20 protein-coding genes are annotated in these 19329 nt (G+C 40.9%); 17 read left to right on the top strand and 3 right to left on the bottom strand.

Annotated elements, in window-relative coordinates:
- Positions 1-14 precede the first annotated feature (14 nt).
- The 13 genes from GUY17_RS09215 (at position 15) to GUY17_RS09155 (ending at position 12238) form a co-directional block, all read left to right on the top strand.
- Positions 15-1631, top strand: a complete 1617-nt coding sequence (locus GUY17_RS09215) for a methyl-accepting chemotaxis protein (RefSeq protein WP_162024329.1) — start codon at positions 15-17, stop codon at positions 1629-1631.
- 334 nt (positions 1632-1965) lie between these two features.
- Positions 1966-2223 (top strand): HPr family phosphocarrier protein, encoded by a 258-nt coding sequence (locus GUY17_RS09210; RefSeq protein ID WP_041413537.1) that lies wholly within the window; start codon positions 1966-1968, stop codon positions 2221-2223.
- Positions 2224-2235: 12 nt separating this feature from the next.
- Complete coding sequence (ptsP, locus tag GUY17_RS09205) at positions 2236-3960, top strand: phosphoenolpyruvate--protein phosphotransferase (protein ID WP_162022946.1); 1725 nt, start codon at positions 2236-2238, stop codon at positions 3958-3960.
- A 78-nt stretch (positions 3961-4038) separates the two neighbouring features.
- Positions 4039-4548, top strand: a complete 510-nt coding sequence (gene crr, locus GUY17_RS09200) for a PTS glucose transporter subunit IIA (protein ID WP_011637233.1) — start codon at positions 4039-4041, stop codon at positions 4546-4548.
- Positions 4549-4823: 275 nt separating this feature from the next.
- Positions 4824-5165 carry an ArsC family reductase gene (locus tag GUY17_RS09195; RefSeq protein ID WP_123778317.1) on the top strand — a complete coding sequence of 114 codons (342 nt, stop codon included), beginning with the start codon at positions 4824-4826 and terminating at the stop codon, positions 5163-5165.
- The gene (dapE, locus tag GUY17_RS09190) at positions 5153-6298 is read left to right on the top strand and encodes a succinyl-diaminopimelate desuccinylase (protein ID WP_174839636.1); all 1146 of its coding nucleotides are present in this window, start codon (positions 5153-5155) and stop codon (positions 6296-6298) included. Before GUY17_RS09195 ends, dapE begins: the two co-directional genes overlap by 13 nt.
- Positions 6289-6999: a M15 family metallopeptidase gene (locus tag GUY17_RS09185; protein ID WP_162022944.1), complete on the top strand. Its 711-nt coding sequence runs from the start codon at positions 6289-6291 to the stop codon at positions 6997-6999. Before dapE ends, GUY17_RS09185 begins: the two co-directional genes overlap by 10 nt.
- Before the next feature lie 35 nt (positions 7000-7034).
- A complete protein-coding gene (locus GUY17_RS09180) occupies positions 7035-7883 on the top strand; it encodes an alpha/beta fold hydrolase (RefSeq protein ID WP_162022943.1) in 849 nt (282 codons plus the stop codon).
- 109 nt (positions 7884-7992) lie between these two features.
- The gene (can, locus tag GUY17_RS09175) at positions 7993-8607 is read left to right on the top strand and encodes a carbonate dehydratase (protein ID WP_101087601.1); all 615 of its coding nucleotides are present in this window, start codon (positions 7993-7995) and stop codon (positions 8605-8607) included.
- 169 nt (positions 8608-8776) lie between these two features.
- Complete coding sequence (gene kdnA / locus GUY17_RS09170; protein WP_011637227.1) at positions 8777-9961, top strand: 8-amino-3,8-dideoxy-alpha-D-manno-octulosonate transaminase KdnA; 1185 nt, start codon at positions 8777-8779, stop codon at positions 9959-9961.
- A 71-nt stretch (positions 9962-10032) separates the two neighbouring features.
- Positions 10033-11103, top strand: coding sequence for a 3-deoxy-alpha-D-manno-octulosonate 8-oxidase KdnB (kdnB, locus tag GUY17_RS09165; RefSeq protein WP_162022942.1), 1071 nt, complete (start codon positions 10033-10035; stop codon positions 11101-11103).
- Positions 11104-11191: 88 nt separating this feature from the next.
- Positions 11192-11929, top strand: a complete 738-nt coding sequence (gene kdsB, locus GUY17_RS09160; protein ID WP_162022941.1) for an 8-amino-3,8-dideoxy-manno-octulosonate cytidylyltransferase KdsB — start codon at positions 11192-11194, stop codon at positions 11927-11929.
- Between the two features lie 75 nt (positions 11930-12004).
- Complete coding sequence (locus GUY17_RS09155; protein ID WP_101087598.1) at positions 12005-12238, top strand: DUF2897 family protein; 234 nt, start codon at positions 12005-12007, stop codon at positions 12236-12238.
- Positions 12239-12517: 279 nt separating this feature from the next.
- Here GUY17_RS09155 and GUY17_RS09150 read toward each other — a convergent pair whose 3' ends face one another.
- Both GUY17_RS09150 and GUY17_RS09145 read right to left on the bottom strand, forming a co-directional pair.
- Positions 12518-13600: an AI-2E family transporter gene (locus tag GUY17_RS09150; RefSeq protein ID WP_101087597.1), complete on the bottom strand. Its 1083-nt coding sequence runs from the start codon at positions 13598-13600 to the stop codon at positions 12518-12520.
- 25 nt (positions 13601-13625) lie between these two features.
- A complete protein-coding gene (locus GUY17_RS09145; protein WP_162022940.1) occupies positions 13626-13847 on the bottom strand; it encodes a sulfurtransferase TusA family protein in 222 nt (73 codons plus the stop codon).
- Between the two features lie 163 nt (positions 13848-14010).
- On the opposite strand from GUY17_RS09145, the gene GUY17_RS09140 reads away from it, so the two are divergent.
- The 4 genes from GUY17_RS09140 to GUY17_RS09125 all read left to right on the top strand — a co-directional run bounded on the left by GUY17_RS09140 (position 14011) and on the right by GUY17_RS09125 (position 18387).
- Positions 14011-15444: a M48 family metalloprotease gene (locus tag GUY17_RS09140; protein ID WP_254439930.1), complete on the top strand. Its 1434-nt coding sequence runs from the start codon at positions 14011-14013 to the stop codon at positions 15442-15444.
- A gap of 97 nt (positions 15445-15541) precedes the next feature.
- Positions 15542-15898: an arsenate reductase (glutaredoxin) gene (gene arsC, locus GUY17_RS09135; protein WP_101087594.1), complete on the top strand. Its 357-nt coding sequence runs from the start codon at positions 15542-15544 to the stop codon at positions 15896-15898.
- Between the two features lie 11 nt (positions 15899-15909).
- On the top strand, positions 15910-16287 hold the full coding sequence (locus GUY17_RS09130) for a DUF2069 domain-containing protein (protein ID WP_011637219.1): 378 nt from the start codon (positions 15910-15912) through the stop codon (positions 16285-16287).
- A gap of 150 nt (positions 16288-16437) precedes the next feature.
- Positions 16438-18387, top strand: coding sequence for a hypothetical protein (locus GUY17_RS09125; RefSeq protein WP_162022938.1), 1950 nt, complete (start codon positions 16438-16440; stop codon positions 18385-18387).
- 113 nt (positions 18388-18500) lie between these two features.
- Here GUY17_RS09125 and hda read toward each other — a convergent pair whose 3' ends face one another.
- Positions 18501-19211: a DnaA inactivator Hda gene (gene hda / locus GUY17_RS09120; RefSeq protein ID WP_059745344.1), complete on the bottom strand. Its 711-nt coding sequence runs from the start codon at positions 19209-19211 to the stop codon at positions 18501-18503.
- Between the last annotated feature and the right edge of the window lie 118 nt (positions 19212-19329).

Below are 19329 nucleotides of genomic sequence, written 5' to 3'. Positions count from 1 at the left end.
AATTAGGACTGATGATGATTGGATTATTAAGACGCTTAACCATTTTAAAGCGCTTATTCATTATGTTAGCTTTAGCTGCTGTAGGCACTGTGGTTTTCGGTTCTTTTTCAATTAAAGAACAATATAATCATTTAATTGAGGAAAAATATAAGCAGATAAGTGGACAAGTCAGCCAATTAAGTAGCACTCTTGATGCGTTTAAATTGGCTAAGCCGGACGCTACGGTTGAAATATTAAGCCAATTTGCCAGTCAAATTGAGGTTAATGATCATCAAGCTTTTATCATTGTTGATAACCAAGACCGCATTATTGTTAATCCGCTTAATCAAAACTCTATCGGTAAACCACTTGCCAATTTAGCAACATTCAACGGCTCTAATTCATATCAACAATTGATCGCTAACGCCAAAAAAAACAACATCGCACAAAATGAACTTGCTATTGTCGACCAACAAAATCAGCCTCAAACAGTATTAGTCGCAGCGCAGTATTATTCAGCCCTTGATTGGACCTTAATCACTCAAGCTAACGTCAACGATGTTAATGAAAGCATGACGGGTATCATTATTGACTATTTTATTATCATGATGATTATTTCAGTGCCTATTTTTGCATTCTTTTTATTGTTGAATCATTCCATTACCCAACCTCTTAACGTCACGATCGATGCGATGGAACAGATAGCCAAAGGTGAAGGTGACTTGACCCAGCGTTTGTCGACTGAAGGTAACGACGAAGTGGCTAAATTGGCTGATGCATTCAATCAATTTGTGATTAAAATTGCCAATATGGTGGCTAATTTGCAACCGCTCGGGCATACCTTAAATGATGAAGCCATACATTTATTAGACACCGTAAAGTCATCTAATCAAAGCGCGAATCAAGTGCATAGTGAAACCCAAAGTGTCGCCGCGGCTATCAACCAGATGTTATCGACTAGCCAAGAAATGGCACGAAATACACAAGATGCAGCTGACGGTGCCGCTAATGTAAAACATCAAGCGGAACAGAATCAAAAATTGATGCAACAAACCGTTGAACAAACACAAAGTTTAGTCCATGAATTACATCAAGCTGAAACAGTGTCACTAACACTGAGTCATTCATCCGCTGAGATTGGCAGTATTCTTGATGTTATTGGCAGTATTGCAGATCAAACTAACCTGCTTGCGCTCAATGCCGCCATTGAAGCAGCACGAGCCGGTGAACATGGTCGAGGCTTTGCTGTAGTGGCAGATGAAGTACGAGCACTCGCGAATAGAACTCAGTCATCGACTAATGAAATCAATAAAATTATTAGTCAGATCCAAACGGGTATTCAATCGGTTATCGACAGCATTACTCATACCCAACGGGAGTCTGCTCAGTTACAGTCAAAAGCCGTACAGTCAAGCGATGCAATTATCGAAATTCTAGCACTCATCGATAATATTAGTGGCATGACAGCACAACTTGCTAGTGCCACTGAAGAACAAGCATTGGTTACCGAAGACATCAATGTCAACGTCAATACCATTTCTGAACTCACCGAACAGTCGTTAACCGCTAACGAAACCCACAGCCAGGCAGCGCAATCGTTGCAAGCCATTAGTGTTGATATGAGCAAAACACTAGGGCAATTTAAAATATAATTAATAAAACGATTTATTGACTAAGGCTTGTCAGGCGGAGCATTGCAAATGTCAGCCCCAAAAGCCTTAGTTTTTTACCTGCTAAACCCTCTCATTCTTAGCACTACCAATATTGGCTTATATCCTTGATGATTACATCGCAGATCATTTCGAGTCGAACATCACTTTTAGCCCTTCTGACTTTAGGGTATATTGTCTCCATCAGATTAAAAACTTGGGTTCTACAAGCATTTTTCAACCAAATGGCTAGTGAGTACTTTCGACTAGCTTATTGAAATATTGATACTTAATCCGATGAGTATTTAGTTGTCATTCATTACAGAGTATGTTGTTTATGTATCAAAAAACGGTCACCATTGTTGCTCCTCACGGTATTCACACCCGTCCAGCGGCATTACTGGTAAAAGAGGCAAAAGAGTTTGATTGCGACATTATGGTCGAATGTAATGGAAAACAAGCCAGTGCGAAAAGTTTATTTAAGTTGCAAACATTAGGCCTTTACCAAGGCATGTCTGTGACGGTGTTAGCGTCAGGTGAACACGGCCAAGCAGCCGTTGACAAAATAGCCTCAATGCTGATTACGCTTAGTTAATAGGACAACGTTATGTCAATCAATGGAATCGTTGTATCTGCAGGTATCGCTTTTGGTAAAGCATTAACTATTACCACCCAACTGCCACCACTCGATTTTAAACTGCTTTCTATTGAACAAATTGACCAGCAACAGCAACAGTTAACCCAGGCAATTCATCACTTGATTGCACATTTACAACACTGCCAACATCACCTGTGCCCAGATTGTGATAATTTCCAACTCATTGATAGCGATATTATGTTGCTAGAAGATGAGGAGCTGCAGCAGCAACTACATCAACATATTAATCAATTTAGAGTTTGCGCAGCTGTCGCGGTTGATCGGATTTTTAATCAACATGCAGCAGAAATGTCGTCATTAGACGACCCTTATTTAGCCAATCGTAGCGGTGATATTATTTGTTTGGCTAAACGCCTCACCAGTGCTTTGCATGGCCATTTGCAATGGGACTTATCAACACTCGCAGAAGACACCATTTTGCTCGCTGATGATTTAACTCCTGCTGAATTTGCCATATTGCCACTAACCCACATTACCGGACTCATTCTCGAATCTGGAGGCCTAACAAGCCATACTGCGATTTTAGCTCGGGCAGCGGGTATTCCAGCGTTACTTAATTATCAATTCTCACAATCTGAAAACCTCATCATAGATGGCTCGCAGCTCATTTTAGATGGTATGTCAGGTGAGTTACATATCGCCCCATCACCTGAACTTTTCGACCAGTTAAAGCAAAAACAACAACAAGAATTGCTGCGTCGTCAAGCATTGATGATTTATAAAGATAAGCCCAGTCAAACCCTTGATGGTCATAAGATCACTTTGCTGGCTAATGTGGGTAATCTGAGTGAAATATCTCATACAGCCGAAGTCGGAGCACAAGGTATTGGCTTGTTTCGTACCGAATTTTTATTGATGAATGCTAAAGCGCTACCCGATGAACAGCAACAATATAAACTCTATAGCGATGCTCTGCATAGTTTACAAGGCGACGTGTTGACTATTCGAACGTTTGATATTGGCGCAGATAAAGAGATCCCTTGTTTGCCGCAAAATAACGAAGACAACCCAGCCCTTGGTATTCGTGGTATTCGCTATAGTTTGGCGCACCCAGAGACCTTTATCCCCCAAGTAAAAGCGATACTTCGGGCGGCAAACCATGGCCAAGTTCGATTAATGTTTCCGATGGTTAGCCAGGTTGAAGAACTTGACGCCGCGTTTTTATTAATTGAACGTGCCAAAGCGGAGTTAATTGAACAAGAAAAAGGTTTTGGTACCCTGAGTTACGGCATTGTGGTTGAAACCCCAGCAGCAGTTATGAACCTACCCAGCATGCTGCCACTGCTTGATTTTGTCAGTATCGGCACCAATGATTTAACCCAGTATACTTTAGCGGCCGATCGTACTAATCCGCATTTAGCCAAACAATATCCGCCTCTGTCACCTGCTGTTATCCAGTTAATTTCCATCAGCATAAACCACTGTAAAAAGGCAAACGTTAAAGTCTCTTTATGTGGTGAACTTGGTAGCGATCCACGCGTCTTACCTTTATTAGTCGGACTTGGGCTTGATGAATTGAGTATCAACCCAGCTAATTTATTAGATGTAAAAGTGGCATTGATTAAGGGGCATTACGCTGAATATGTCCGCCATGCACAACACATTGCTTTGTTAACTCGAATTACTGATATACGCTCAGCCATTAACGCTTTTGCACTTGATTACAATCAATAGCACGAATAAAGTTGGTAAAGTTCGCAGAGCCGTTTACAATTAACCGCATAAAAATATTAATAAAAGAGGCTTGTTCTTATGGGATTTTTAAGCCGTATTAGACGACTTATTTCTGGCCAACCACCATTAACAGGTGGTATTGCCATTTATGCACCTGTATCTGGTGATATTGTTGCAATTGAAAAAGTACCCGACGTGGTATTTGCTGAAAAAATTGTTGGCGATGGCATTGCTATCGACCCAAAGGGCGAATTTATTGTCGCTCCGATAGATGGCACCATAGGTAAAATTTTTGAAACCAACCATGCATTTAGCATTGAGTCTCCACAAGGGCTTGAACTGTTTGTGCACTTTGGGGTTGGAACCGTTGAACTGCGAGGTAATGGCTTTAAACGTTTGGCCGAAGAAGGTCAGCAAGTTAAAGCCGGTGAACCGATTTTGTCTTTCGACCTTGCCTATTTACGCGGCAAAGTCGACAGTTTACTGACTCCGGTAGTGCTGGCCAATATGGAAGACGTTAAACAATTAGATAAGGCTCAAGGCAGCGTTGTTGCTGGTAAAGATATTATTTTTACGGTGCAAATGTAACATCAAGTTGACTCTATCTATTTAACAACCCTATTCAATGGTTATCGTAAACTATCGCGCCACAATAATATGCAACCTTCAGCTTAAGTGAGCGTAGGTTGCATATTATGAAATCTTTTCAAAACACCGTCTTCGGCTTGTTCAAGCCGCTTCACAATGCCACAATGTTGTTAAATGCATTCAATGATATCCCTTTTACATAAGGCACTTTTTCAGGCTTATCTACAAAGCCAAGCCTTACATGACAACCCTATCGACATTAATGGAGTATTCTTTTGACTTTATACGGCATAAAAAATTGCGATACAGTTCGTAAAGCGCGTAAATGGCTTGAAGCCGAAAAAATTGATTACACGTTTCACGACTTCCGTGAAGATGGTCTAAATGAAACCATGGTTACGCAGTGGGCTGATGTTGTCGGTTGGGAAACCTTATTTAACAAACGCAGCACCAGTTTTCGTGGTTTGACTGATGCTGAAAAAACGGATATCACTCAAGACAAAGCCATAGCATTAATGGTGCAATATCCAACATTGATTAAGCGCCCGGTTCTGGTCAACAACGATAAATTACTGGTTGGTTTTAACCTAGCTCAATACCAAGCGTGGTTCGCATAATGAATAATGATGTAGTTGAATTAGCAAAAGATCTGATATCACGTCCATCGGTAACACCATTGGATGAGGGTTGCCAAACCTTAATGGCCAATCGCCTTGCCGCTGTTGGGTTTAATATTGAACCGATGGTTTTTGAAGACACCACCAATATGTGGGCAAGACGCGGTAACTGTGATCCGGTTTTCTGCTTTGCAGGTCATACCGATGTAGTCCCAACTGGCGATCTTAACCGTTGGCATACTCCTCCGTTTGAACCGACCATTATTGATAACTATTTACATGGTCGCGGCGCGGCAGACATGAAAGGATCGTTAGCCGCGATGATTATCGCGACCGAACGATTTGTTGCTAAACATCCAGACCACAATGGCTCTATTGCTTATTTAATTACCAGTGACGAAGAAGGTCCATTTATAAACGGCACCACGCGGGTTATTGATACGCTCGAAGCTCGTAATGAAAAAATGACATGGGCGCTAGTTGGCGAACCTTCTTCAACTCATAAATTAGGTGATGTCGTCAAAAATGGTCGTCGTGGAAGTTTAACCGGCAACTTAACCGTTAACGGAATTCAAGGCCATGTTGCCTATCCACACTTAGCCGACAACCCTATTCATAAAGCGGTTCCAGCACTAACTGAACTCGCACAAATGCATTGGGATAATGGTAATGAGTTTTTTCCACCGACCAGTTTCCAAATTGCTAACATTAATGGTGGTACTGGTGCATCTAATGTTATCCCCGGTGAATTAACCGTGATGTTTAACTTCCGTTACTCTACCGAAGTGACCGCAGAAGAATTGATCCTGCGGGTGGTGAGTATTCTTGATGCTCATGGCTTAGATTATGATATCAACTGGATTTTTAATGGTTTACCGTTCTTAACGGGTGACGGTCCACTGCTTGATGCCACACGGGAAGCGATTCGCGAAATTACAGGTTATGAAACCGACCCACAAACTTCAGGTGGTACCTCAGATGGTCGCTTTATCGCACCAACTGGCGCACAAGTGTTGGAGTTAGGCCCAGTCAACGCGACAATTCATAAAGTGAATGAATGCGTTAACGTGGCCGACTTAGAGATATTAGCCAATTGCTATGAACGCATTTTGGAAAAGTTATTGTGCAAATAAGCTCACAGTTTTCTTCGATTGATATCCCTAGCGAGCAAGCTAAATTATACGGCTTAGACGATCGACATTTAGTTTCAATCGGACAGTTTTTGCTTGAACAACGCACTGCAACTGCATTTATGCAGTTGCAGTGCGCGGCATCTGTTGCGGGGTTTGATGTACAAATATGTTCTGCATATAGACCATTTGATCGTCAATTGAGTATTTGGAACGCCAAAGCCACAGGTCAGCGACCATTACTCGACCAAGACTCAAATCCAATTGAGTTTACGTCACTCACGCCACAACAAGTGATTGATACCATTTTGATATGGTCTGCACTCCCTGGCGCATCTCGGCATCATTGGGGCACCGATTTCGATATATATGATGCGAATAACATTAGCAAACAAGCACTGCAGTTAATCACTGCAGAATATACAGCCGATGGCCCTTGTGCTCAATTGCATCAATGGCTTACTTCGCATGCTACTGAGTTTGGATTTTATTTTCCCTATCAGCCAGATTTAAGCGGCGTTAGTCCTGAACCATGGCACATGAGCTATTTTCCTGTCGCTAATGAGTTGTTGGAGCAATTTAGCGCAGATGAATTTGCAAAAGTGTTGTCTGCGGCAGAAATATCGTTAAAATCACCCTTAATTGAACGGCTAACAGAGTTAGTTAATCATTATGTTTTCTTTGTTGCGCCCTCTCCGGCTTAATGTTTGCGCGCATTTCCTCTTTGAATGAGTTTGTTATGTCCACTTTAATGCATCACATAGAAATTGATAATCAACCACTGTATTACTTAGATGAAGGACATGGACCTGTTGTTATTTTTTGTCATGGCTTACTCACCAATAGCACTATGTGGCGATCGCAAATTGACCAACTGTCATCACAGTATCGATGTATTGCCATCGACTTTTGGGGCCATGGTCAAACAACCACTATCCCAGAATCTGTTGGAAATTTACAAGATGTGGCCCAAAACGTATTAACGTTAATGGATAAGCTTGAAATCAACTCTGCCGCCATCGTAGGTCATGGTAGTGGCGGTGCAATTGCGGCAGAGCTTATATTACATGCACCGGCTCGCATTAATGGCTTGGTGATGTTAAACAGTTTTGTGGGATTTGAACCGCAAGTTAATTGCGTTAAATACCAAGGGTTAATGGCTCAAGTTGCCAACGACCAAGCTATATCATCAGACCTTGCACAAACCATTAGCACATTATATTTTAGTAAAGAAATTGAGCAATTGGTCAACCAAGACCCCAATCTAGCTAATACTGTTGCACAATTTAGCGCTGAATTAACGTCTTACTCTGGCGCTCAACTTACTGCGTTACTTAAATTTGCCAATATGGCCATATTCAAACGTGACACACTCGAATCGGTTGAGTTATTAACATTACCGACTTTGGTGGCCGTAGGATTAAGTGGTTATTTGCGTACCGCGCTGGAAAGTTATTTAATGCATGACTGTATTGATGGCAGTCAATTATTGCACATTGAACAAGCTGGTCACTTAGCTAACATCGAAAAATCAGCCATTTTTAATCAGCATCTTGTTGATTTTTTGAGTAAAGTTAATTTTAATTAATCACCTCAATGGATAGACCAGATTCGTCGGCATTGCTGATATACTCATAACAAAATGACATATTACCTGTAATACCTTACCGGTAAAAAACGACCTAATTCGAGCGCTCATGAAACTTCTTAAACCATTATTTGATAATAATCGCCGTTGGGCTGAACGGATCAACAAAGAAGATCCTACCTTTTTTGCGCAACTGGCAAAACAACAAAACCCAGAATACTTATGGATTGGTTGCTCAGATAGCCGAGTGCCTTCTAATCAGATTATCGACTTATTACCCGGTGAAGTGTTTGTTCACCGTAACATCGCTAATATGGTCATTCACACAGATTTAAATTGTTTATCAGTGCTGCAATATGCTGTCGATGTACTAAAAGTAAAGCACATCATGGTCGTTGGGCATTATGGCTGTGGTGGTGTTCGTGCGGCAATGAATAAAGAGCGACTGGGCCTGATTGACAATTGGCTCGGACATTTACGTGACATTTATCGTATTCACGAGGATGCTCTTGAATCGATGAGTGAACAAGGGCGTTTTGATCGCCTGTGTGAGCTTAATGTGATGGAACAAGTGTCAAATGTTGTGTCGACCAACATAGTTCAAGAAGCATGGGATCGTGGCCAAGATGTTGCAATACATGGTTGGATTTACGGAATTAATAACGGATTACTCACAGATTTAGACGTGACAATCGACCGTCTTCATGGGCGCAATTTAGCTTAACCTTGCCTTCTATCTCCATTTACACTTTTAATAGGCCTGTTATTTAGCAGGCCTTTGTTTATTGTTATTAAAAATATGCAATAAAAGTCGCGAACCACCACTGAAGAACGTTATAATCATTCAGTTTATTTAGCGCTACTATGCGCAGAATTTTTAGGAGATGATTTCCATGCCTGGTTTTGAATTATTTGGTCCTGAAGAAAAGCAGGAAGTTGCTGACGTAATGGAGAACGGTTTTACCTTCCGTTATAACTTCGACCATATGCGTAATGATCGCTGGAAAACCCGCGACATGGAGCAACTACTTTGCGAAAAAATGAACGTGAAACACGCTCATTTAGTATCAAGCGGTACTGCTGCATTACAAACTGCAATGGCAGCAGCGGGCATTGGTGCTGGCGATGAAGTTATTGTGCCTCCATTTACCTTCGTAGCCTCTGTTGAAGCCGTGTTTATGGCCGGTGCTGTCCCTATTTTTGCTGAAATTGACGAAACATTATGTTTATCTCCAGAAGGTATTGAAGCTGTCATCACACCACGTACCAAGGCTATTAACCTTGTTCATATGTGTGGTTCTATGGCGAAGATGGACGAAATCAAAGCGGTGTGTAAAAAGCATAACTTGGTGATTTTAGAAGATGCATGTCAAGCCATCGGTGGCAGTTATAAAGGCCAAGCATTGGGCACCATCGGTGATGTAGGTTGTTATTCATTTGACTCAGTTAAAACCATCACCTGTGGTGAGGGTGGCGCGATTGTCACTAACAATAGCGAAATTTATAACCACTCACACATGTTTTCAGATCACGGCCATGACCATGTTGGTAATGATCGTGGTGCAGAATCACACCCAATTATGGGTTTGAATTTCCGAATTTCAGAAATGAATGCAGCAATGGGTTTAGCACAATTACGTAAGCTTGATAAAATCATTGCTATTCAGCGTAAAAATAAGAAAACCATTAAAGATGCTATGGCATCTATTGCTGAAATCACCTTCCGTGAAATTCCAGATCCAGACGGCGATTCTGCAGGCTTCTTAACATTTATGATGCCAACAGAAGAACGCACTCAAGAAATTAATAAAAAGCTGGCTGCCAACAAAGTTGATGGTTGTTTTTACTGGTATGTTAACAACTGGCATTACCTTAAAAATTGGAAACACATCCAAGAACTTAAAGCACCTGCCGCATTACCTATTATGCTAATCGCTGATCGCCCTGACTACACTAAAGTGCTGACACCTAAATCTGACGCTATCATGAGCCGAACGATTTCGATGTTGATCAAGTTGTCTTGGACTGATGAGCAAATAGCTGAACGTATTGAAAATATCAAACGCGCTTTTGCCTAGCATTGATGCCTCTCAGTCAGTGATGGCTCAGAGCACTTTTTACAGTACTTATCTCAATGGAGACTGTTGTAATGAGTTTTAAAAATTTTAAATGTGTACCAAAAATGATCTTTGGCCGTGGTTCATTTGTGCAACTTGATGTTGTATTAGGTCAAGAACGCCAAGATGCTAACGATTTTGTCGTTTTCCTTGTCGATGATGTACATCAAGGTAAACCGCTAGCTGACCGCGTGCCAACTCAAGCGCACGACCTACTGATTTACGTAAACGTAGATGATGAGCCAACAACTGAACAAGTTGATGCGTTAACGGCGCAAGTTAACGCATTTAACACTAAGTTACCAGTGAGCGTAGTCGGTTTAGGCGGCGGTTCAACGATGGACTTAGCCAAAGCCGTATCACTAATGCTCACTAACCCTGGTAGTTCTTCTGAATACCAAGGTTGGGATTTAATTAAAAATCCTGCAATACATCATATTGGTATTCCAACAGTGTCTGGCACGGGTGCTGAAGCATCACGTACTGCAGTATTGTGCGGACCCGTTCGTAAGCTAGGTTTAAACTCAGATTACACCGTGTTTGATCAAATCATCATGGACTCTGAATTAATTGCAGGGGTTCCGACTGATCAGTGGTTCTATACTGGTATGGATTGTTTTATCCATTGTGTAGAATCATTACAAGGCACATACCTCAACGAGTTTGCTAAAGCATTTGCCGAAAAATCAATGGATTTATGTCGTCAAGTGTTCTTAGAAGACCACGCAGAAAAAGACGACAAGTTAATGATGGCATCATACATGGGCGGTATGAGCATTGCTTATAGCCAAGTCGGTGCATGTCATGCGGTATCTTACGGTTTAGGTTATGTACTGGGTTATCACCACGGTATTGGTAACTGTTTAGCCTTTGACGTGCTGGAAGAATTCTATCCAGAAGGTGTGACTGAATTCCGTAAAATGATGAAAATTCATAACATCACTCTGCCTAAAAACATCTGTAAAGATTTGCCAGATGAAACTATCGCTAAGATGGTTGCCGTGACTAAGAGCATGGGTCCACTTTGGGACAACGTGTACGGTAAAGGCTGGGAAGAGAAAGTTACCGATGAAATGCTGACTAAGTTATTCCGTCGTATATAATAAACGACAGATTAAGTCATAAAGGGCTCTTATGAGCCCTTTTATTTATTGTCTATATTATTGTCACAACCACAAGTAGGTCATATTAATGAAAGTTACTCTATTAATCCCGGCACGTTATGGTTCAAGCCGTTTCCCGGGCAAGCCGCTAGCCCCGATTAATGGTAAACCCATGATCCAACACGTTTATGAACGTGCATCATTAGCAAAAGGCCTCGATAGCATCTATGTTGCTACAGATGACGACCGCATTAAAGATGCCGTTGAATCCTTTGGTGGTAAAGTCGTAATGACCAGCCCTGATGCCGCCTCTGGTACCGACCGTATTAATGATGCCATTGCATTGCTTGGTCTTAACGATGACGATTTAGTGATTAATTTACAAGGCGATCAACCGCTGATTGATCCTATCTCAATCGAACAAATCATAAGTCTATTTGAACGTCACCCTGGTGAATTCGAAATGGCGACATTAGGATTTGAAATCGTCGATAAAAAAGAATTAGACGATCCTATGCACGTTAAAATGGTATTTGATAATGACCATAATGCATTGTATTTCTCTCGCTCTCGTATCCCCTTTGGTCGCGATACCAATGACTATCCGGTTTACAAACATTTAGGTGTTTATGGCTACACTAAGCGTTTTGTGAATGCCTTTGCTAAGTTACCTTTAGGTAGGCTTGAAGATCTCGAAAAATTAGAACAGCTACGCGCACTCGAATACGGCCACAAAATTAAAATTGCTATCAGCGCATTTGACTCTCCAGAAGTCGATACCCCTGAAGATATTCGCAAATGTGAACTACGTTTAGCCGTCGACTAACCAAACATATATGCTTATAGCTGGTGTTGTCTTAACAACATCAGCTATAAAATTGCAGGTTAAAAGGAGTTTCCAATGAGTCTAGAAGGTTATGAAGTTTGGCTAATTATCATTTTAGTCATCGGCGTTATTGCAAGTAACATTGCGGTGTTGAAATATTCTGCCAAATTTAAAATGCCTCAATTTGGTGAACATAAAGACCGAGAGCAAAATCCTGAAAAAGAAACCAGTTCACCAGAATCTGAACAAAAACTGACTGAAGAACCTTCAGACGAGAAAGACAACGGCAGCAAAGACAAAACGTTATAATGCTCAATGAACCTATCTATAAATGAACCTATCTATAAAATGAGCCTATCTATAATTTAGTGGGTTGCAAATAGCATAACGCCCATGTTGGCCTATCTTCTCGTTCTTAATCGTTGTTATTTGCCTAGCAGTTATTTTATATCTGTATTTCCATTCGTCATAACCTCTATATGGCGCAACTTAAGCCTAATAATAAAAAAGCTAACCCCATAATGAGGTTAGCTTAATGTATCCAACGGCTCTGTTGCTGTACTGATGTTTTAATACCACAGGCAAGTGTTATTCACTGTCAAGTGTGACTCGTTGTTGCTCTTGGTTATTCGGCCAAGCATTAATGACTGCTTTTACTAGCGATGCTAGTGGTATGGCAAAAAAGACTCCCCAAACGCCCCATAAGCCCCCAAAGACTAATACGGCGGCAATAATCACAACCGGGTGTAAATCAACCGCATCAGAAAACAATAGCGGTACCAATACATTGCCATCTAGCGCCTGAATAATCCCATAACCTAACATTAAGTAACCAAACTCAGCACTAAAACCCCATTGAAAAAATGCGACTAATGCAATCGGCAATGTAACCAAAGTAGCACCAACATATGGGATCAATACCGACAAGCCTGTCAATACACCTAGTAGTGCTGAGTAACGCAGCCCCATGATAGCAAAAAAGATATAACTGGCTACGCCAACAATAACAATTTCAATCACTTTACCACGAATATAATTAAAGATTTGTTGGTCCATTTCAAACCAAACTTTTCTCGCTAGACCACGGTTAGACGGGAAAAATCGTTTGCTGCCGTTTAATAAAAAGTCTTTGTCTTTTAAAAAGAAAAATACCAACAATGGCACTAAAATCGCGTACACCATTAACACTAATAATGACGCAGAATAACCTAAAATTTGTTTCCCTAAATCAATAAGGTGCTGTGTATCAAGCATCTTATTAATTTCTTCCATCATCGAATCAAGTTGTGATGCACTCACAAACTGCGGGTAATCAGCGCTAAACTCGCGCACAATTAGCATGCCCTTATCGATCATTGAGGGTAAATCAGTAACCAATGACACCCCTTGACGCCAAATACTGGGCACCAAACCAAACATCAAAATAATCATCACCCCTAAAAATACCACCAACACGATTGTTGCCGCAGCGGTTCGGCTTATACCCAGTCGCGACATTTGTGCTACCGGCCACTCCAGTAAAAACGCTAACACCAAAGCAACCAGCAAAGGCGCAAGCAATCCAGAACCGAAGTACAATGCAAGACCAATCCCAATAATGATAAACATTAACGTTATGGCTTGTGGATCACTAAAACGGGTTTTGTACCAATCAGTTAAAATTTCCAGCATTGAAAAACCTTTTATATAAACAATATCAATTTGTTTTGGTGATGATAAATGACAAACAATGCGGTTGATCAGCAATGATTTCAATACCAAAACCCATTTTTTTTATCAACAAGGGAACATCTCGGCGTGAACCAGGGTCAGATAAGAGTACATGTAATTTTTCATCCACATCCATCTGCTTTAGTAAAAGTTTCACTTTTACTAAAGGATAAGGACAAACATAGGGTGTTAAATCAATTAAAATCATTATCAACTTGCTTTAAACAATCTAGGGCTATTATCCTAGCTTGGACAATAAACCACAAGCAATGTAACTTAAGCAAACTTGCTGGTTAAGCTTAATTTTTCGATTCAATCATCATTAAAGGTTCCGCTTGAGTAAATTATCATTATCGACCTTTTCAAAATCACTGGCTGCTAGTGCTATTAGTGTGCTTTTTGCTGCCAGTATTGGCCACAGTTTTGCCAATAATGATCTTCCAGATCTAGGTACCGCAGCGGTCAATACTTTTAGTTTAGAAAAAGAAACTGTCTACGGAGACGCCTATATGCGCGTTATTCGTTCATCGGCACCGGTACTCAGTGATCCAGTGTTAACCCAATATTTATCTGAACTGGGTAACAAGCTTGTTGCTAATGCCACGGGGGTAAAGACACCATTTTATTTCTTTTTACTCCGCAATGATGAAATCAACGCGTTTGCGTTTTTTGGTGGTCATGTTGGCGTACATACGGGGTTATTTTTAAATGCCGACAACGAAAGTGAACTTGCATCGGTATTAGCCCACGAAATTACCCACGTCACTCAACGCCATTTAGCACGATCTCTTGAGGCACAACAAAAAAGCTCAACTGCCACAATTGTGGGAATGTTAGGGGCTATTTTATTAACGATTGCTGCACCACAAGCCGGTATGGCAGCCTTAGCAACCACTCAGGCCTTAGCAACACAATCTAAAATTAACTATACCCGCTTACATGAAAAAGAAGCTGATCGTATTGGAATGCAAATTCTTGTCGATGCCGGATTTGATCCTAATGCTGCCGCTACATTTTTTGGTCAACTGGCAATTCGTTATCGTTTTACCACAACACCACCACAAATGTTGCTGACGCATCCATTGCCAGAATCACGTATTACCGAGGCACGTAACCGCGCGGCTCAGTACCCTAAAAGTAATGTCCCTAACAGCCTTAACTTTCAGCTAGCTAAAGCGCGTATCCAAGTACGCTTTTCAAGTTTTAGTGATGATGCCGCGTTATCTTTGTTTAATCAACAACTCAAAAAGAACGAGTATTCGTTTAAACAGGCCGCGCTCTATGGCAAAGCTTTAGCACTTTTCCGTTTAGAAAAATTTGCACAAGCTGAAGTGATCATTGATGATTTACTAAAACAAGATGACAATAATCTGTTCTACATCGACACCAAAACAGATTTATTAGATCAGAAAAAAGATTTTGCAGGTGCAATAGCATTATTAGAAGCTCAACGGAAATTAAAACCGACCTCACAAGTGGTCAACGCTAACTTAGCCAATATTTATGTTCAGGCAGATCAGCCTAAAAAAGCTATCCCGCTGTTAGAAGAACTGATATTTTTCGATAAGCAAAGTATGCTGCCGTATCAAATTATGGCTGATGCATATCGTAAGCTAGACAATAAAGCGCTTGAGTATTATAGCAATGCTGAACTCATGGCCTTATCGGCTAACTACAAAGGTGCAATTGACCAACTCAATTATGCATATCGCTATTCTGATGGCCAAAACCTACAAATGGCACGAATTGAAGCAAGAATAAGACAATTCAGACAAGCAGATAGGGCAATGGAAGAATTAAAATAGCCGCGATAATCTAACCTTACAAGCTATTCTTTGATAGAATAATGGCAAACAATAAATCTACTTATTGTTTGCCATTTTTTAATGACGGACTATGACAATGACAACCACCAAAACAACGATATACCATAACCCTCGCTGTTCAAAAAGCCGTGAGACGCTCGCATTGTTGCAAGCTAATGCAGTAGATGTCACTGTCGTTGAATACTTAAAGACGCCACCTACAGCCGCTGAAATTCAGACTATTTTGCAACAACTTGGTTTAACAGCTCGCCAGCTTATGCGCACTAAAGAAGACGAATATAAAGCTCAAAATTTGGCTGACACATCGTTATCGGAAGATCAGCTCATCGCTGCAATGGTAGCAACACCTAAATTAATTGAACGTCCTATCGTGCTAGCCAACAACAAAGCAGCCATTGGTCGTCCACCAGAAAATGTTTTGTCTATTCTTTAACGAGTAAAATAATGACTTCACAAACCTTGTTTCAACTAAGTCGAATTGGTTACCTTGCATTACTCCTGCTGCTCAGCGGCTGGTTTATTCAACAAGGCATGAATGGCACCTACTCGCTAGGATTCAGCTTAATATGGATTGTACCTTTACTGTTTCCGCTTAAAGGCATCTTAACCGGTAACCCATATACATATGCATGGGCCAGTTTTATTCTGTGTGTATACTTATTACATGGCTTAACCCTTGCTTATGTCACCACTGATGCGCTGGTATTTGCACTGATTGAATCGGTATTGATTTGTGTCTTGTTGGTGAGTTTTCCATTCTATGCTCGTAAACGCGGCCGAGAACTGGGATTAGGGTTGAAGAAAAAGTCTGAACAACAATAAACAAACTTCATTTTTGTTGCCTCACTAAGCGCCTTCGGGCGCTTTTTTGTTAGTTGCATTTAACCAAAACAGCGTGCTACATTATTTTGCAAACAAGATGTTATAAAAATGTATTGTTAAATAATAATAAAATAGACATGGAGTCGCTTAATGAAGTTATCGCAAAATTTAGGGATCTATAGCCTTTTAGCCAGTGCCATATTCGTTAGCGCCTGCGGAGGAGATTCAGACAATAACGATCAAGGTGTGCCTACCTCATCCACTTTCGAAATCTGCAGTGAAAGTTTAACTTATTCAATTACCGACACAAACTCTCAATTGACTTTTACCCTTGAACAGCATTATGCCAAAGACAAGCCTGGCAGCATTATTGCCAACCTTAATGAACAAGACACTATTGGCAAATCATTTTTGTGGCAGCAGATATCAGGACCCAGTCTTGAACTAGCTGCAGTTAATAGCCAAGTATTAGCATTCACACCCACAAGTAACCAAGATTACGCTTTTAAGGTGACTGTCTCTGGCGGTAATATCAACATTGAAGAAACGATATCAATTACAGCCGATTCTAATGACAATATTTTACGCATTAATAGCGATCATCAAATGGTGAATAGAACTGATGCGAGTTTACGTATACAAAATATAAACGGCCAAGTACCTGAAAATATTAGTTGGTGCATGTATCCGAGTGCTAATAATAAAGCCTTTACCAACGTGGATTTGAGTGACATAAATAGGCCACTTTTTGTTGCGCCAAACGTCGATACCGATCAATTATTCAGTCTTAAAGCCACTGCCACATTTGATGGCCAAACCATTAGTGATGACGTCAATTTACTCGTAACCAAAGAAAAAAACGCCCCATCGGACGCCTACTTCAGCTACCCCATTGCACGAATGCACCCTTACAAGCCTAACTCACCTTATGCTAATAATCTGGCCTATTGTGTTTACTCGAACCAACTAGTCAATCAATGTAATATTCTTAACGAGCTGCCCTTTATTAGCCAAGATACTAAGCCAGATCCGATTGATACTATTATGGACAGAGTACTTGTGTCGCACGACTGGATGGGGGCAAACTTTGAAGCCTATTTACGCGCACAAACACATAATGACTTTGTAGAATTGTTGCAATCAGTGACGGCTGTGGTCATCAGTTACGATATCAGACCAGCCTTTTATGCTGGTTTTATTGGAGCAATATATCTTGACCCTGAATACCTGTGGTTGACTACTGCTCAGCGAGATACAATTAATGAAACGCCTGATTATCGCAGCAACTTTGGTGAAGACCTGAATTATTTATCTCCCTATCGTTATGTTAAAGATAATGCTTATGCAAGTGAATACATAGAAAAAGGTAATCGCATCAACCGCACGATTGACAGCATGTCTTATGATTTAGCTGATTTGCTCTATCATGAGCTGGCTCATGCAAATGATTTTTATCCACAAAGCATGCATGCCAATATTCAAGGACCTACCTTAATAGACGAATATCAGCGTCGTGATGAATCGAATGCCATGACATCAGCTCAACTCAATATACGCTATCCATTAACCAGTAATGAGATGTATGGTCTTGCAAAAGTAAATTATGCCGGTGAATCTGCAAATAACACCCAAAAAGCCTATACTCCAAGTGATGTAGCGCTATTTTTCTCAAGTGACCTCGCCAACGATGATTATGCCTATTCATCAACACGAGAAGATGTTGCCATGTTGTTTGAAGAAGTGATGATGAGCCATCGATATGGTATTTTGCGTGATATCGCCATTACTGACAAACCAGAAATTGAGACGAGCTCGACGATTGTGGTTGAATGGGGCCAACGCGGCCGAGTCGGTCAACCTGAGTTATACGATCGCGCTAGCTACGTCTTGAGCCAAATACTGCCTGAAGTTGATGTTAGCCAAGTGATGGACGGTTTACCTGCACCAGTAGCGTTAGTTAAAGGCCAAACTTGGGCACAAAACTTGGTGCTAACAACTGATCCATCAAAATCACCACAGAAAATCTCATCACAAACTGAAAAAAATACTGCTGAGACTAGACCATTGCAATTTAGTGGCAGTGATCACGTGAAGCAATAAACCATTGACTCACACAATAAAAAACGCCAAATGAATTCATTTGGCGTTTTTTATTGTGTGATTGCGTAGACTGATGACGATAATTTTTGCCTAAAGAATTAAAACCTAAGGTATTAAAGTCTCAACATCTCTTTTATAAACGGAATAGTCAGTTTACGCTGATGTACCATAGAAGCTTTATCGAGTTTATCGAGTACATCAAACAAGGTGCGTAAATCACGCGCCATTCGCGTCAGTAAAAAGCGCCCTACTTCATCAGACAACTGCAAACCACGCATTGCCGCTCGGCGCTGCAAGGCCACGAGCTTTTCATCGTCTGCCATTGGTTGTAATTGATAGATTAATCCCCATTGCATACGAGAAACCAAATCTGGCAATAAAAACCCCGTTTCAGAAGGTGATGCCTTTCCGCTAACTATTAAACGGCAATCTTGTTGCTCAGCTATACGATTATATAGATGAAAAATAGCTTCTTCCCATACAGGATGACCCGCTATGGCTTCTATATCATCAATACAAATCAATTCCAGAGATTCTAGGCCCTCAAATAATGCCGGTGAAATACTGGCATGAATGCCTAATGGGATATAGAGAGTGCGGCGTTCTAGGTCATTGGCAAGGGCACAAGCTGCATGCATTAAATGCGTGCGGCCTGATTTTTCTGGGCCATATACATACAAAGAAGACGCTAGATTGCCTTCAGCGCTAGCTTGAAGTTTCTGGATCAACTCATCATTACCCGAAGCAGGATAATAACTCTGAAAGGTTTCATCGTCAGGTAGATAAACGGGTAAAGATAATTGTCTTGGTGAGTTTTGTGTCACTCAGATAGGTCTCAAAATCATAAACTAACTAACGTTATTATACCTAAATCCGTCAATTATGCGAGTATCAGCAAGAATCCTGCACATAAAGATCACCTCGGTATAGCATTTCACGCTG

Source organism: Shewanella sp. Arc9-LZ (assembly GCF_010092445.1).
In the GTDB taxonomy this organism is placed as follows: domain Bacteria; phylum Pseudomonadota; class Gammaproteobacteria; order Enterobacterales; family Shewanellaceae; genus Shewanella.
The sequence above is the reverse complement of the archived record's forward strand: the minus strand, read 5'-3'. Positions and strand labels throughout refer to the sequence as shown.

Coding starts and splice junctions, on each gene's coding strand:
- GUY17_RS09215 (WP_162024329.1), top strand. CDS start 15: ATGATTGGATTATTAAGACGCTTAACCATTTTAAAGCGCTTATTCATT.
- GUY17_RS09210 (WP_041413537.1), top strand. CDS start 1,966: ATGTATCAAAAAACGGTCACCATTGTTGCTCCTCACGGTATTCACACC.
- ptsP (WP_162022946.1), top strand. CDS start 2,236: ATGTCAATCAATGGAATCGTTGTATCTGCAGGTATCGCTTTTGGTAAA.
- crr (WP_011637233.1), top strand. CDS start 4,039: ATGGGATTTTTAAGCCGTATTAGACGACTTATTTCTGGCCAACCACCA.
- GUY17_RS09180 (WP_162022943.1), top strand. CDS start 7,035: ATGTCCACTTTAATGCATCACATAGAAATTGATAATCAACCACTGTAT.
- can (WP_101087601.1), top strand. CDS start 7,993: ATGAAACTTCTTAAACCATTATTTGATAATAATCGCCGTTGGGCTGAA.
- kdnA (WP_011637227.1), top strand. CDS start 8,777: ATGCCTGGTTTTGAATTATTTGGTCCTGAAGAAAAGCAGGAAGTTGCT.
- kdnB (WP_162022942.1), top strand. CDS start 10,033: ATGAGTTTTAAAAATTTTAAATGTGTACCAAAAATGATCTTTGGCCGT.
- kdsB (WP_162022941.1), top strand. CDS start 11,192: ATGAAAGTTACTCTATTAATCCCGGCACGTTATGGTTCAAGCCGTTTC.
- GUY17_RS09155 (WP_101087598.1), top strand. CDS start 12,005: ATGAGTCTAGAAGGTTATGAAGTTTGGCTAATTATCATTTTAGTCATC.
- GUY17_RS09150 (WP_101087597.1), bottom strand. CDS start 13,600: ATGCTGGAAATTTTAACTGATTGGTACAAAACCCGTTTTAGTGATCCA.
- GUY17_RS09145 (WP_162022940.1), bottom strand. CDS start 13,847: ATGATTTTAATTGATTTAACACCCTATGTTTGTCCTTATCCTTTAGTA.
- arsC (WP_101087594.1), top strand. CDS start 15,542: ATGACAACCACCAAAACAACGATATACCATAACCCTCGCTGTTCAAAA.
- GUY17_RS09130 (WP_011637219.1), top strand. CDS start 15,910: ATGACTTCACAAACCTTGTTTCAACTAAGTCGAATTGGTTACCTTGCA.
- GUY17_RS09125 (WP_162022938.1), top strand. CDS start 16,438: ATGAAGTTATCGCAAAATTTAGGGATCTATAGCCTTTTAGCCAGTGCC.